The sequence below is a fragment of the Streptomyces sp. NBC_00457 genome, from assembly GCF_036014015.1.
Classification (GTDB): domain Bacteria; phylum Actinomycetota; class Actinomycetes; order Streptomycetales; family Streptomycetaceae; genus Streptomyces.
This window is the reverse complement of record NZ_CP107905.1, coordinates 9679701-9694265: the sequence shown is the minus strand read 5'-3', so window position 1 is coordinate 9694265 and position 14565 is coordinate 9679701. Positions and strand designations below refer to the sequence as shown.

At 70.9% G+C, this 14565-nt stretch carries 11 protein-coding genes; 3 read left to right on the top strand and 8 right to left on the bottom strand.

The features are described 5' to 3' along the window. The first annotated feature begins 36 nt into the window (after positions 1-36). The gene (locus OG828_RS44225) at positions 37-828 is read left to right on the top strand and encodes an SDR family oxidoreductase (protein WP_328370188.1); all 792 of its coding nucleotides are present in this window, start codon (positions 37-39) and stop codon (positions 826-828) included. Between the two features lie 123 nt (positions 829-951). Here OG828_RS44225 and OG828_RS44220 read toward each other — a convergent pair whose 3' ends face one another. From OG828_RS44220 to OG828_RS44185, 8 genes are all read right to left on the bottom strand, one after another. Further along, positions 952-2031, bottom strand: a complete 1080-nt coding sequence (locus OG828_RS44220; RefSeq protein WP_328372666.1) for a PQQ-dependent sugar dehydrogenase — start codon at positions 2029-2031, stop codon at positions 952-954. Between the two features lie 236 nt (positions 2032-2267). Further along, entirely contained in the window at positions 2268-3113 is an 846-nt protein-coding gene (locus OG828_RS44215) for an SDR family oxidoreductase (protein ID WP_328370185.1), read from the bottom strand. Between the two features lie 129 nt (positions 3114-3242). Further along, positions 3243-4382 carry an XdhC/CoxI family protein gene (locus tag OG828_RS44210; RefSeq protein WP_328370182.1) on the bottom strand — a complete coding sequence of 380 codons (1140 nt, stop codon included), beginning with the start codon at positions 4380-4382 and terminating at the stop codon, positions 3243-3245. A 204-nt stretch (positions 4383-4586) separates the two neighbouring features. Beyond that, a complete protein-coding gene (locus OG828_RS44205) occupies positions 4587-6767 on the bottom strand; it encodes a xanthine dehydrogenase family protein molybdopterin-binding subunit (protein ID WP_328370179.1) in 2181 nt (726 codons plus the stop codon). 279 nt (positions 6768-7046) lie between these two features. Further along, positions 7047-9245: a xanthine dehydrogenase family protein molybdopterin-binding subunit gene (locus OG828_RS44200; protein ID WP_328370177.1), complete on the bottom strand. Its 2199-nt coding sequence runs from the start codon at positions 9243-9245 to the stop codon at positions 7047-7049. Further along, positions 9242-10225 (bottom strand): FAD binding domain-containing protein, encoded by a 984-nt coding sequence (locus tag OG828_RS44195; RefSeq protein ID WP_328370174.1) that lies wholly within the window; start codon positions 10223-10225, stop codon positions 9242-9244. Before OG828_RS44195 ends, OG828_RS44200 begins: the two co-directional genes overlap by 4 nt. 12 nt (positions 10226-10237) lie before the next feature. Beyond that, positions 10238-10876 carry a (2Fe-2S)-binding protein gene (locus OG828_RS44190; protein ID WP_328370171.1) on the bottom strand — a complete coding sequence of 213 codons (639 nt, stop codon included), beginning with the start codon at positions 10874-10876 and terminating at the stop codon, positions 10238-10240. 395 nt (positions 10877-11271) lie between these two features. Further along, positions 11272-12171 carry a helix-turn-helix transcriptional regulator gene (locus OG828_RS44185; RefSeq protein WP_328370168.1) on the bottom strand — a complete coding sequence of 300 codons (900 nt, stop codon included), beginning with the start codon at positions 12169-12171 and terminating at the stop codon, positions 11272-11274. Between the two features lie 307 nt (positions 12172-12478). Here OG828_RS44185 and OG828_RS44180 point away from each other — a divergent pair, with 307 nt between their 5' ends. Both OG828_RS44180 and OG828_RS44175 read left to right on the top strand, forming a co-directional pair. Beyond that, positions 12479-12856 carry a DUF2255 family protein gene (locus OG828_RS44180; protein ID WP_328370165.1) on the top strand — a complete coding sequence of 126 codons (378 nt, stop codon included), beginning with the start codon at positions 12479-12481 and terminating at the stop codon, positions 12854-12856. Between the two features lie 118 nt (positions 12857-12974). Next, positions 12975-14558 (top strand): Na+/H+ antiporter, encoded by a 1584-nt coding sequence (locus OG828_RS44175; protein WP_328370162.1) that lies wholly within the window; start codon positions 12975-12977, stop codon positions 14556-14558. Positions 14559-14565: the final 7 nt, after the last annotated feature.

Here is a 14565-nt window from a genome sequence, read left to right as displayed (position 1 = left end):
ACCACACACATCATCAGCTCAGCAGGCGGAGGAATCATGACGACCGCACCCATGACCGTACTGGTGGTCGGCGCGACGGGCAGCATCGGGCGGCTCGTCGTGGCCGAGTCGATCGCCCGCGGGTACACCACCCGCGCACTGGTACGTGACGCCGCCAAAGCCGGCCGGCAGCTCCCCGGCGAGGCACAGATCGCCGTCGCCGACGTCACCCGGCCCGAGACTCTGTCCAAGGCCGTCGCCGGGGTCGACGCCATCGTGCTGACCCTCGGATCCGACGGCACGGCCCACTCCTCGCCCGAGAGCGTCGACTACGCCGGAGTCCGCAACATCCTCGCGGCTCTGGACGGGCAGCGGCCCCGTATCGCGCTGATGACCTCCATCGGTCTCACCTCACGCAATCCCATCTACGGCCACCTGCTCGACTGGAAGCGCCGCTCCGAGCGCCTGGTCCGCGCCAGCGGCCTCCCGTACACGATCGTGCGGCCGGGCTGGTTCGACATGAACGGCCCCGACCAGCTCCGCCCCGTATTCCTCCAGGGGGATGCGCGGCGCTCCAGCAGTCCCGCCGACGGCGTCATCTCCCGCGCGCAGATCGCCCAGGTCCTGGTGGCGGCCCTCACCGCCCCCGAGGCGGAGCGCCGCACCTTCGAACTGGTCGCCGCACAGGGCCCGGCCCCCAGCGACATGGGCCCGCTGTTCGCCGCACTGGACCAGGACGCGCCCGGCGCTCTGGACGCCGCCCGGGACGAGGCCAACATGCCGCTGGAGAAGGAGCCGCAGCGAGTCCGCGATGACCTCGAAGCCATCAGGGCACTCGCCGGCGCCTGAGAGCCCGCTGCCGGGCACAGCGAGAACTTCAGCCCCTGGCACCGCTGGGATTCCTCGGTGAGAGAGGCTGTTCGGCGTGCCGGAACGGGGGGCTGACACCGATGTGCCCGCCCTGGTGGGCCGTCAGGACACCCGGAGCAGCAGGATCCGGTCGTCACTGTCCTCCGGCGAGCCCTTGCCGTCCGTGTTGCTGGTGACCAGCCACAGTCTGTCGCCGCCCGCCGCAACCACCGTGCGCAGCCTGCCGTACGAGCCCTCAAGTGCGGCTGACGGCTCGCCCGCGGCCTTGGAGCCGTCCAGCGGGATGCGCCACAGGCGTTCACCCCGCAGGCTTGCCATCCAGATCGCGTCCTCGGCGTAGGCGATCCCGCTGGGTGAGGCCTCGGCGGGAGTCCACTGCGCCACTGGATTGGTGAAGCCCGCCCGGTCGCTTCTGCCCTCGACCTCCGGCCAGCCGTAGTTGCGGCCGGGCCGGATCAGGTTCAGCTCGTCCCAGGTGTCCTGGCCGAACTCCGACGCCCACAGCTGCCCGTCGTCGTCGAAGGCCAGGCCCTGCGGGTTGCGGTGGCCGGAGGAGTACACGAGCGAGTCGGGCTCGGGGTTGCCGCGAGCGGGCCGGCCCTCGGGGGTCATGCACAGGATCTTGCCCCCGAGCGAGTCCCGGTCCTGGGCGATCGGCTGGTCCCACGTCTCGCCGGTGCTGGCGTAGAGCATGCCGTCCGGGCCGAAGGCGATCCGGCCGCCGTTGTGGTACGTCCCGGTGGGGATTCCCTCCAACACGGTCTCCGGACGGCCCAGTTGCTCGCCTTGTGGGCGCGAGGTGTCGTAGCGCATGCGGACGATGCGGTTGTCCGAGGCGGTCGTGAGGTAGGCGTACACCAGGCGGTCGGAGGCGAAGTCCGGGGAGACGGCGAGCCCGAGGAGGCCGCCCTCGCCCGGCAGGTCCTGCGCTCCCTGCACGGTGCCGGCCTCGGTCTTCCGGCCGTTGTCCGCGTCGACACGGGTGATCGTGCCGTCGTCTCGGGAGGAGACCAGCAGGTCGCCGTCCGGCAAGGGGGCCAGGCCCCATGGGGTGTTCAGTTGCTGCGTCACGGTCCGCAGGACTCGCACGCGCGAGGAGCCCGAGCCCGCGTTGTCCGTGCCGGCGGACGAAGCGGGCTCCTCCTCGCCGCCCGAACTCCCCGATGTGCAGCCCGCGAGCATCAATACGGCGGCGGCGCAGGCCGCGGCCCAGGGCGTTTTCGGAGTGGGACGGGGCACGGCGGGGTTCCTCTCGATGGCGCGGATGGGGGGCGGGGTTCAGGGGTGGTGGGACAGCGGGCTGCCTCCCGACTACGGTTCGGTAGCGCCCAAAGGGGCGCGGGGAACTGCGCGACCGGCCACGACGGCGCCGCAGACGATCGACAGGCCCTCACGCGTTTCCGGCGGAGCCCTTGGCGTCAGCTCTGCGCCCGGCCAACCGGCCACGCCTGCGCGGCCCGCAGCGCCGCGATCACACCGCCGTCGGCCAGGAGGTCGGACCCGGTGATGAAACCGGCCTGCTGCCCGAGCAGGAAGGCCGCCGCCTCGGCGACGTCGTCGGGGGTGCCGATGCGTCCGGCGGCCGACGTCTCGATCATCTGGCGGTATCCCTCGGCGCCGGGGCCGGACATCTCGTCCTGGGCCAGGGGGGTGGAGATGATGCCGGGGCTGATGCAGTTGATGCGGGCGCCGTGCTTGCCCCACTCGACGGCGGCGGCCTGCACACGCAATGCGTTGCCGCGCTTGGAGAGGGCATAGGCGGCGCCGGAGTCGCCCACCTCCTCGGGGGCCAGGAAGGGCAGGGCGAGCAGCTCGGAGACGGGGGTGCTCGCCAGCGCGTGCTCGGTGTCGTACGGGTAGGCGCCCGCCATGTGACCGGCCATGCTGGAGATGACGACACCGGCGCCGCCGGGCGCGATGACGCGGGCGAACTCGTCGAGGACCAGCGCGGTGCCGAGCAGGTCGACGTGCAGGACCTGCTCTGTGGTGCCCTGTACGGGCGAGACTCCGGCGCTGTGCACGACCTGAGTGACGGGGCCCAGCTCCGCGGCCGTGTCGGCGAGGGCAGCCACCGCGTCGGGCTGGGACACGTCGACGACGTGCGTGGACACGTCGTAGCCCGCGCCGCGCAGCTGCTCAGCGGCGACGCCCAGTGCCTTCTCGCTGTAGTCGGCGAGCAGCACCATGCGGCCGATGCCCACACGACGGGCGATCGCCAGACCGATGCCGCCCGCGCCGATGATGACCGCTACGTCCTTGTCCATCGTCTGTCTCCTGTGATCAAAAAAAGGGGGCAATAAGGGGGCTTTGTCGAGGAAGGGATCTCCTACGAGCATTCAGCCTGCTTCGCGGCGCCGCGATGTGGCAGACCGGGCTGTGCCCTGTAGCGGTGTTCAGTGACCTGCCAGGGCACCCTTCGCGGCAAGGGGCTGGTGGATGGGACCGGTGCCGTGGGAGAGGGGCAGACCGGTGCCGGTGTGGGCATGGGCGATGATCTCCGCGGTGATGGAGACGGCCGTCTCCTCGGGGGTGCGGGCACCGAGGTCCAGGCCGATCGGCGAGCGGAGACGGGCCAGGTGCGTCTCCGGTACGCCCGCCTCGCGCAGCAAGCCCAGGCGGTGGTCGTGGGTACGCCGTGAGCCCATCGCACCCACGTACCCCACGGGCAGGCTCAGGGCCAGGCGCAGGAGCGGGACGTCGAACTTGGCGTCATGGGTGAGCACGCTTACGGCGGTACGGGCGTCCACCTCGGTGCCGGCCAGGTAACGGTGCGGCCAGTCGACGACCACCTCGTCGGCGTACGGGAAGCGACCGGGGGTCGCGAAGACGGGGCGGGCGTCGCAGACAGTGACCCGGTAGCCGAGGAAGGCTCCGGCCTGGCTGAGGGCAGCGGCGAAATCGACGGCGCCGAAGATCAGCATGCGGGGGCGGGGCGCGCGGGTGTGGACGAGGACGGACAGCCGTTCGGGGCAGGTGTCGGCGTCCCCTCCCACCTCGACCAGTCCGGTGCGTCCCGCCCGGAGCAGGGCGCGGGCCTGCGCCACGACCGCCCTGTCCTCTCGCGCGCCGCCCAGGGTTCCGTCGTACGCGCTGCCGTCGCCGAGAACGCACAGGCTGCGGCCGAGGAGTTCGGCCGGCCCGTCCACCACCTGCGCCACGGCCGCGGGCCGACCCCGCCGTACCTCGTCGAGGGCGACGGCGAGGTGGTGCTGAGCGACCGGGTCCACCCGCTGCACCAGCACGTCGATCTCGCCACCGCAGGTCAGGCCGATGGCGAAGGCGTCGTCGTCGGAGTAGCCGAAACGGGCCCGTGCAGGGGCGCCGGAGTCGGCCAGGATCTCGCGGCACAGTTCGTAGACGGCTCCCTCCACGCAGCCTCCGGAGACGCTGCCGACCGCATTGCCGTCCGCGTCCACGGCGAGCGCGGTGCCGGGCGGCAGGGGTGCGCTGCCGCTGACCTGGACGACGGTGGCGAGGGCGAAGGGACGCGCCTCGCGGCACCAGTCGTACAGCGTGTCCGCGATGTTCAGCATGGGGGTCTCCGTGAGGGACGACGGATCGGGAGGGCCGCCGCCACGCGCCGTGGGGGGGGAACGATGGTCGTGGCGGCGGCCCTGGTGTCCGGCGGCTGTGCGTGGCAGCCACCGGACGGATCGGGGAGATCGGGGAGCACGACGGGGGCCCGGCTCAGCACTTGACAATTCCGGCCGCCCGGGGCTCGTGTCTGAGGTCGCGGCTCAGAGCAACGCCTCCGCTGTGATGGGCAGTTCGCGGATCCGTCGCCCGGTGGCGTGGAACACGGCGTTGGCCACGGCAGGCGCCACCCCGACCTGCACGATCTCACCGAGGCCCTTGACGCCGATGGGGTCGGCTTCGGGGTCCTCGCCGTCGAGGTAGATCGCGCGCAGGTCGGGGATGTCGGCGTTGACCGGGAGGAGGTAGTCGGCAAGGTTGGCGTTCACGATCCGGCCGTCGCGGTGGTCGGTCACCGTGTGCTCAAGCAGGGCAGCGCCAATGCCGCCGACCATCGCGCCGAGTGCCTGGCTGTCGGCGAGCTTCGGACTGATGATCCGGCCCGCGTCGTACACGCCGAGCATCCGCCGCACTCGCACGAGCCCCAGACGGGCGTCGACAGCGACCTCGGCGAACATCGCGCCGTAGGCGTACATGGAGAACCGTGCCGGTCCCGATGGCGGGGTGAAGGTCCCGAGCGTCTCCAGGTGGCCGCGGTCATTGCGGGTGAGGAGTTGCTGGTAGGTCTCCCCCTGCGCCGGGTTGTCCTTCATGTGCAGCCGGCCGCCTCGTACGACGACATCGGCGGCGTCGGCACCGTACAGCGGAGAGTCCTCGTCCTCGACGGCGATGCGGATCGCCTGCTGCCGCAGTCTGTCGCAGCCGTCCTGGACGGCGGAGCCGACGCTGGCCATGGTCCGCGAGCCGCCCTGTGCCGGGGCAGGCGGCATGACGGAGTCGCCGAGCCGGAAGGTCACGTTGCGCATCGTCAGGCCGAGGGCGTCCGCGGCGACCTGGGTCATGGAGGTGTACGTGCCGGGGCCCATGTCGCTGGCCGAGCTCTCGATCAGTGCAGTGCCGTTCGCGTCGAGCCGGACCGAAGCCTGGGCGGCGCTGCGTACGACGTCGTAGACGCCGGTGGCCACACCGGTGCCGATCAGCCAGTCGCCGTCGCGGGTGGAGCGGGGCTCGGGGTTGCGGCGGTTCCAGCCGAACTCGCGGACGCCGACGCGGTAGCAGTCGCGCAGGCGTCGGGTGGAGAACGGCAGCCCGCTGGACGGGTCCTCCTCCGGTTCGTTGCGCAGCCTCAACTCAATGGGATCGACGCCCAGTTCGTAGGCGAGTTCGTCCAGCGCCGACTCCATGGGGAAGGCGGCGGTGGCGTAGCCGGGGCCGCGCATCCAGGTGGCCGCGTTCACGTCGAGCGGCACAGAGCGGTGCGTCTGACGGACGTTGGGCGTCGTGTAGAGCATCTGCCCGACGCCCAGGACGGGCTCCATGTGCGTTTCGTAGCGGGAGGTCTCCGACCGCAGTTCGTGGATCACGGCGGTCAGGTGTCCGCGGCGATCACTGCCCAGACGTACCGAGTACTCGTACGCGGGCCGGTAACCCGTGCCGAAGTACTGCTGCCTGCGGGTCAGGACGAGTTTGACCGGGCGGTCCGTCATACGGGCGGCGAGAGCCGCGATGGTGACGTGCGGCCAGGTCCGCAACGCACTGCCGAACGCGCCGCCGACGAACGGCGAGATGACCCGCACCGACTCCCGCGAGATGCCGAAGGCGCCCGCGAGTTGGTTCTGGGTGCCGACCACGTATTGGGTCTTGTCCCACACCGTGAGCTTGTCGCCGTCCCAGCGGGCGACGGTGGCATGGGGCTCCATGGCGTTGTGGTGATTGCGGGCCAGCCGGTAGGTCATCTCCAGCCGTACGGCGGCGGACCGCAACGCCTCGTCCGCGTCGCCGCGCGCGTAGGTCTCGGGGTCGTCGGCCGGAGGAGCCTCGGTCAGGTCGGTGGAGGGCTGCTCGGCGTCGTAGGTGACCTCGACCAGGCTCGCGGCATGCTGCGCGGACTCCAGCGTGGTGGCCACCACGACGGCGACCGGCTGACCGTGGAAGAGGATCTGCTCGTCCTGGAAGGCGAGCAGCTGCTCGAACGGGGTGTCGAGGTTCGGCAACTCGGGTGCGTTGAGGTGGCTGATCACCGTCAGTACGCCGGGCTGGGCGAGGGCGGCACGGGTGTCGATGCCGGTGATCCGTCCGAGGGCAACAGTGCTGTCGACGACGACCGCGTGCGCGGTCCCGTCGGGGTCGTGGTCAGCGGCGTACTTCGCCTGCCCGGTCACCTTCAGTCGTCCGTCCACGCGGGAGAGCGGTGCGCCGACGGCTGCCTGCGGCTGAGGGCTCACTTGGTACCTCCTAGATGCGCAGCTGGGGTTCGACGGTCCGCTGGAGCAACTCGACCTTGGACCGGTTGTGTTGGAGGGGACGGGCCCCGTACTCGGCGGCAGGGGACGACAGATGGGACGGGCCGCCGCCGCGCGCCGTGGGGGAACGGTTGGTCGCGGCAGCGGCCCTGGTGTCCGCCAGCGGTGCGTGGCCGCCGCCCGGACGGTTGCGGAGAGCACCCCAGGCGGCCGTCTCGCCACGAAACCGGCTGCCCGGGGTGCTCGTATCGCGGCCTCGGCTCAGAGCATCGCCTCGGCCGTGATGGGCAGTTCGCGGATCCGGCACCCGGTGGCGTGGAACACCGCGTTGGCGACGGCCGGTGCCACGCCGACCTGCACGACCTCCCCGAGGCCCTTGACGCCCAGGGGGTCGGCCTCGGTGTCCTCCCCTTCGAGGTAGATCGCCCGCAGGTCGGGGACGTCGGCGTTGACGGGCACGAGGTAGTCGGCGAGGTTGGCGTTCACGATCCGGCCGTCGCGGTGGTCGGTGACCGTGTGCTCGAGGAGAGCCGTGCCGATACCGCCCACCATGGCCCCGAGCGCCTGACTGTCGGCCAGCTTGGGGCTGATGATGCGGCCCGCGTCGTACACGCCGAGCATCCGCCGCACTCGCACGAGCCCCAGCCGGGCGTCGACGGCGACCTCGGCGAACGTCGCCGCGTAGGCGTGGGTGGAGAACCGTTCCACTTCCTCGCCGGGCGTGTAGGACCCGTTCGCTTCGAGGCGCGTGCGGTTGTTGCGGGCCAGGAGCTGCCGGTACGTCTCGCCGCGCGCCGGGTTGTCCCTCACGTGCAGCCGACCACCCCGTACGACGACATCGGCGGCGTCGACGCCGTACAGCGGCGATCCCTCGTCCGCGACGGCCAGCCTGATCGCCTGCCGCCGCAGCTTGTCGCAACCGTCCTGAACGGCGGACCCGACACTGGCCATGGTCTTCGAACCGCCCTGCAGCGGCGCCGGCGGCATGAGGGAATCGCCGAGACGGAAGGTCACCTGGCGCATGGTCAGGCCGAGGGCGTCGGCGGCGACCTGGGTCATCGAGGTGTAGGTACCCGGCCCCATGTCACTGGCCGCGGACTGCACCAGCGCGGTGCCGTCGGCGTCCAGCCGGACCGAGGCCTCGGCCGGGTCCCGCCGGGTGTGGTAAGCGCCGGCAGCCATGCCGGTGCCGATCAGCCAGTCGCCGTCGCGGGTGGAGCGCGGCCGGGGGTTGCGGCGGTTCCAGCCGAACTCGCGGGCGCCGGTGGCGAGGCACTCGCGCAGCCGCCGGGTGGAGAACGGCAGCCCGTCGGACGGGTCGTCCTCCGGTTCGTTGCGCAGCCGCAGCTCGATCGGGTCGACGCCCAGCTCGTAGGCGAGTTCGTCCATCGCCGACTCGACGGCGTAGGAGGCGGTGGCGTAGCCGGGGCCGCGCATCCACGTCGGTGTGTTCACGTCCAACGGCACCGACCGGTGCGTCATGCGGACGTTGGGCGTGTCGTAGAGCATCTGCCCGAGCGACAGGATGGGCTCGCCGTGCGTCTCGTAGCGGGACGTCTCCGACCTCAGGTCGTGGATCACCCCGGTCACCCGTCCGCGCCGGTCACTGCCCACCCGTACCCGGTACTCGTACGTGGGCCGGTAGCCCACATGGAAGTAGAGCTGCTCGCGGGTCAGCGCGAGCTTCACCGGACGCTTCGTCTCGCGAGCGGCGACGGCCGCGATGGTGGTCTGCGGCCAGACCCGTGACGCGTTGCCGAACGCGCCGCCGACGAACGGCGAGATCACGCGCACCGAGTCCTGCGGGATGCCGAACACGGCGGCGAGTTCGTTCCGCGCGCCTTGCACCCACTGCGTCTTGTCCCAGACGGTGAGCCGGTCGCCGTCCCAGCGGGCGACGGTGGCGTGCGGCTCCATCGCGTTGTGGTGATTGCGAGCGAGCCCGTAGGTCATGTCCATGCGTACGGCCGCGGAGTCCAGCGCCGCCTCCGCGTCGCCCCGAGCGTAGCTCTGGGGCTGGCCGCCGGCCGGACTGCCGCTCATGCCAGTCGTGGGCTTCCGCGACTCGTACTCGACCTCCACCAGGCTCGCGGCGTGCTGCGCGACCTCCAGTGTCGTCGCTACGACCACGGCGACAGGCTGACCGTAAAAGAGGATCTGGTCGTCCTGGAAGGCGCGCAGCCGCCTGCCGGGCGGGTTGTACCCCCCGGGGTTGTCGCGGTACTCAAGCGTGGGTGCGTTGAGGTGGCTGATCACCGTCAGTACGCCGGGCTGGGCGAGGGCGGCGCGGGTGTCGATGCCGGTGATCCGTCCCAGGGCGACGGTGCTGTCGACGACGACTGCGTGCACGACGCCGTCGGGGTCGAAGTCGGCGGCGTACTGTGCCTTGCCGGTGACCTTGAGCCGCCCGTCCACCCGGGACAGCGGTGCGCCGACGGCTGCCTGCGGCTGCGGGCTCATTCACTCTCTCCTACGATGCGCAGCTGGCGCTCGACTGTTCGCCGGAGCAACTCGACCTTGAAGCGGTTGTGTTGAAGGGGCCGGGCCCCGTCTGACGCCTCCCCGGCTGCCTCGGCCCACAGCGTGTTGGAGGGGCGCTCGCCGATGAGGCGGCGCTCGACGGCGGGCAGCTTCCAGGGCACGGTGCCGACGCCACCGGCAGCCACCTTCGCCTCGCGGATCACGCCACCGCGGATGTGCAGGGCGACGGCGGCCGAGGTGAGGGCGAACTCGTACGACTGCCGGTCCCGGACCTTCAGGTAGCCGGACCTGAGCGGACGCGGAAGAGCTGGGATCTCGACGGCGGTGATCAACTCGCCCTGCCGGAGGGCCTGTTCGCGGTTCGGGGTACTGCCGGGCCGCAGGAGGAAGTCGGCGAAGGAGACGGTGCGCTCGCTTCCGTCCGGGCCCAGGAGGTGCACGCGCGCCTCCAGCGCGGCGAAGGCCACGGCAACGTCGGAGGGATGCGTGGCCACGCAGTCGTCGGAGGTGCCGAGGATTGCGTGGGTGCGGTTGAAGCCTTCGCGCGCGGCGCAACCAGAGCCAGGGTCGCGCTTGTTGCAGTCGGCGCTCACGTCCCGGAAGTACGTGCACCGGGTGCGCTGCATGATGTTGCCGCCGATGGTGGCCATGTTGCGCAGCTGTGCGGAGGCGCTCAGCTCCAGCGACTGCGAGATGACCGGGTAGGTGGTGCGCACCTTGGGGTGGGCGGCGGCGTCCGTCATCCGTACGAGAGCGCCGATGCGCAGGCCGCCGCGCTCGGTGACGGTAATGTCCCGCAGCGGCAGGTCACTGATGTCGACCAAGGTGTCGGGGCGCTCGACGGTCTCACGCATCAGGTCGACCAGGGTGGTGCCGCCTGCTATGTAACGCCCGCCGCGACGCCCGGCGTTGAGTGCCTCACGGGTGTCGGAGGCCTTGGTGAAGGAGAAGGGGTACATGGGGGCCGGGCCTCATTTCCCGTGGGCGGCCTGGTCGACCGCCTTGACGATCTTGACGTAACAGCCGCATCGGCAGATGTTGCCGCTCATCCACTCCCGGATCTCCTCAGCGGAGTCCGTGTGGCCTTCCTCGATACAGCCGACGCCGGACATGATCTGACCGGGTGTGCAGAACCCGCACTGGAAAGCGTCCTGTTCGACGAACGCCGCCTGCAGCGGGTGCAGCCGGTCACCGTTGGCGAGTCCCTCGATCGTGGTGACCTCGGCGCCCTCCAGACGCACCGCCAGCGTCAGACAGGAGTTGACCCGCTGTCCGTCGACCAGGACCGTGCAAGCCCCGCAGGCACCCGCGTTGCAGCCCTTCTTGGAACCGGTCAGCCCGAGGTGCTCACGCAGCAGGTCCAGCAGTGAGGTCCGGTTGTCGATCGTGACCGTGCGCCGCTCGCCGTTGACGGTCAACGAGAGTCGACCGCTGGGCGGGGCCTCGGCGGCCGGCGAGTCCTGGTCGGTCAGCGCCGATCCCGCGACCAGGCCACCCGCCGCGACCACACCACCGACGGCGGCTGTCGTCGCGATGAAGGTGCGCCGGGTGGGCACCGGCGCGGGTCCTTCGGTCAGTTCGATGGGTGAGTCCGGGAGTTCGGTGGTCATACGCACTCTCTCGCTTTGGGGGGATGCGGCGGATGCGGCGGAAGATCGGCCGTCTCGGGCTGGTACGCCACGACCGTCCGGCAACGCTGTGCGGTAGGCGCGCAGGCGCCCGTCCGTCGGTACCCGGCGGACGTGGGTCATCGCCGGAAGCCCTCCGCGAAAGCATGTTGTGGGGTGGCCCTCTACGTTCCGGCAGTGAGCCGAGATGCGGGACAGGGCCGCGGTTACGGCTGTGATCTCGGCGCAGGGTCCAGCCTGTGCCGAATGGCGGAGAGCCGCCAGGGAGTACTTTGCGTACGACTCCCGTGCCTACGTCCGGCAGTAGCAGTCAGTTCAAGCCAACGCCTGAGGCGATGGCTTGCTTGATGTTCTGGGTTCGGCGGTTCGCCGGTTCGCTATTGCGCGGGCGACGTCGACGGCTTTGAGGCCTTCTCCTGCGCGGCCTTGTCGAGGAGGACCATCGCGTCGTACTCGGGCGTGTCGGGTTCGGCGTAGAAGACGACCAGGTGCTGGCTGTTGGTGCCGTTCAGCGTCAAGCCCTGGTAGCCGAGGGCGAGTTCACCGACATCCGGATGGTGGTACGTATGGCGGCCGCTGGTGTTTCCCTTGACGTCGTAGCGGTCCCACATACGCGCGAACTCCGGGCTCTTGCTCAGGAGTTCGTCGACGATGAGCGCGAGGTCGGGGGCGTCCGGCTCAATGCCGGCCAGCCCGCGCAGCCATGCGACACAGCTGCGGACCGCGCCGTCCCAGTCGGCGAACAGGGTGCGGGCGGCGGGGTGAAGGAAGACGTAGCGCGCGAGGTTGCGCTGCTCCCCCTGCCAGTCCTCGATCCCGGCGAACAGGCGCAGTCCGCCAGGGTTGGCGGCGAGCAGTTCGAAGGTGCGGCCGACGACGTACGCGGGATTGGGCCGCAGGCTCTCCAGAATCAACTCGGTGCCCGGAGGTACGGACCGGCTCGGCACCGTCGTCGGCGCGGCCGCGTTCCCGTCGGCGCTCGCCGCGAGTTCTCGCAGGTGCTTGTGCTCGGCCTCCCCCAGGCGCAGCGCGCGGGCAAGGGCGTCGATCACGGACGGGCTGGGACGGGTCTCGGTCCCGCGCTCCAGGCGTGCGTAGTAGTCGATGCTGATGCCGGCGAGCGTGGCCAGTTCCTCACGGCGTAGCCCCGGGGTGCGGCGCAATCCGGAGGAGGCCGGCAGGCCGACGTCACCGGGCGTCACCCGGCTGCGGCGGGCTCGCAGGAAGCGTCCCAGTTCGGTGCCGCCGCTACCGCCACTGTGCTGCTCACGTGCCATGTCTTCCAGTGTGGCAGCCCCGTGACCCGTGTGCCGATGCACACGACGGCGAAGGGTGCCCTGTCACAGCACTGAACACGGCTGCCTGGCACAACCCGGCCTGCCATCCGGCGCGTGCGGGCGGCAAGCTGAGGGCACGCGGATGTTCCCAGGTCCGCGGCGTGCGGGCGTGGCCAGTGGCCAACGGGGTGACGATTCCCGAGGACCTGCGCGCCCGCTTGCCGATCGTGACGGCGCTGCTCATCGTGACCTCGGCAGCCGCCCACCTGCGGCGAGGACCACATCCGTACGTACGAAGGAGACCCCGATGGCGACGGCATGGACGAACGACGAACTCGACAGGGTCGGGTCGGCGGAGGAACTGGTGATCGCGTCCGTGCGCCGAAACGGTGTGCTGAGCAAGCCGCGGACCATCTGGGTCGTCCGCGTGGATGACGGGATCTACGTCCGTTCGGTGTACGGCCCCACCTCCGACTGGTTCCGCACCACGCGTTCGCGTCAGGAGGGTCACATCCGGGCAGGCGGCGTGGACAAGGACGTCTCGTTCCTCGACGCCGACCACGACATCAATGATCAGGTGGACGCCGCCTACCGCAGCAAGTACGGGCACTACGCCGCGGAGATCATCGAGGCCATCACGAGCCCCAAGGCGTCCACCACGACGATGCAGCTCGTGCCGCGCTAAGCCCGGCTTCCGAAAAGAGCCGCACCCGACACCCCGACCCGAGAACCGTCCCGCGCACCGCGCCGGGGCCTCCTGCGGCCTCCCGCCGCACTCGCACCACCTGTCCAGGAGATGAAACGTGCTCGGTCTCGAACTCGTCGTGGTCCTGTGCGCGACCGTGCTCGTGTGCCAGGTCGCAGGAGACCGGCTCCGTATCGCGCCGCCCGTCCTGCTGCTGGCCGCGGGGGCGCTGCTGGGATTCGTCCCGGCACTGCGCGAAGTGCACCTGCCGCCGGAGGCGATGCTGCTGCTGTTCCTCCCGGCCCTCCTGTACTGGGAGAGCCTGACCACCTCGCTGCGCGGAATCCGGCAGGACCTGCGCGGGATCATGCTGATGAGCACCGCGCTGGTCATCCTCACCGCCTGGGCCGTAGCGGCGGTCGCGCACGCCCTGGGGCTTCCCTGGGGGCCGGCCTGGGTACTCGGTGCGGCCGTCGCACCCACCGACGCGACGACGGTCGGCGTCTTCGCCCGCCTGCTGCCCCGCCGCAGCATCACCCTGCTGCGCGCCGAAAGCCTGATCAACGACGGCACGGCCCTGGTCGTCTACGGACTCGCCGTCGGCATCACCGTCGGCGAGGAGCACTTCAGCGTGCCGCACGTCGGATGGCTCTTCCTTCTCGCCTACGTCGGCGGAGCCGCAGCCGGAGCCGTGACCGCCTGGCTCGGCATCCAGCTGCGCCGCCGCCTGGACGATCCCCTGCTGGGGAACGTGGTCACGATTGGTACGCCCTTCACCGCGTTCCTCCTCGCGGAGGAGATCGAGGCCTCCGGCGTCCTGGCCGTCGTGGTGGCCGGGCTGATCATGAGCCAGGTCGGCCCGCGTCTGATCGGGGCGGCGGCGCGGCGGCAGGGGCAGGCGTTCTGGTCGCTGTCCACGTTCCTGCTCAACGCCTCCCTGTTCGTCCTCGTCGGCCTGGAGGCACAGTCCGCCGTCCGTGAACTGACCAGCGACGACCTCACCCACGCCCTGATCACCGTCGGGGTCGTGTCCGTGGTGCTCGTCACCGTGCGTTTCGCCTTCCAGTTCGCCGCCGTGTACCTGATCCGCCTGCTGGACCGCCGTCCGCAGCAGCGGCTGCGCCGGATGAGCCACCGGGCCCGGGTGGTCGGCGGAGTCACCGGGTTCCGGGGCGCGGTGTCACTGGCCGTGGCGCTGTCGGTACCGGAGACCCTCGACTCGGGCGCCCCCTTCCCCGATCGCGATGTGATCGTCTTCGTCACCTCCGGGGTCATCATGCTGACCCTGGTGGTGCAGGGCCTGCTCCTGCCGCGCGTCGTCCGCTGGGCCCGACTTCCCCGCGACACCTCGGCCGAGGAGGAGCGTTCCCTCGCCGATACGACCGCCGCCGAGGAAGCCCTCAAGGCGCTGCCGGAGGTGGCCGCCGGTCTCGGCACCGCCCCTGAGGTCGCCGACTGGACGCGCCACGAGTACGAGACCCACCTACGCGTCGTACGCGCCGACGACGATGCCGACGACGCCGTGGTCCTGCGCCACAAAGAGGACTACACCGCGCTGAGCCTCGCCCTCCTCGCCCACAAACGCGCCACCGTCGTCAGACTCCGCGACGAGAACCACATCGACGACACCGTGCTGCGCCAGGTACAGGCCTACCTCGACATCGAGGAAGTACGCCTGTCCGGGGCCGAGTTGAGCGACTGACGCGCCC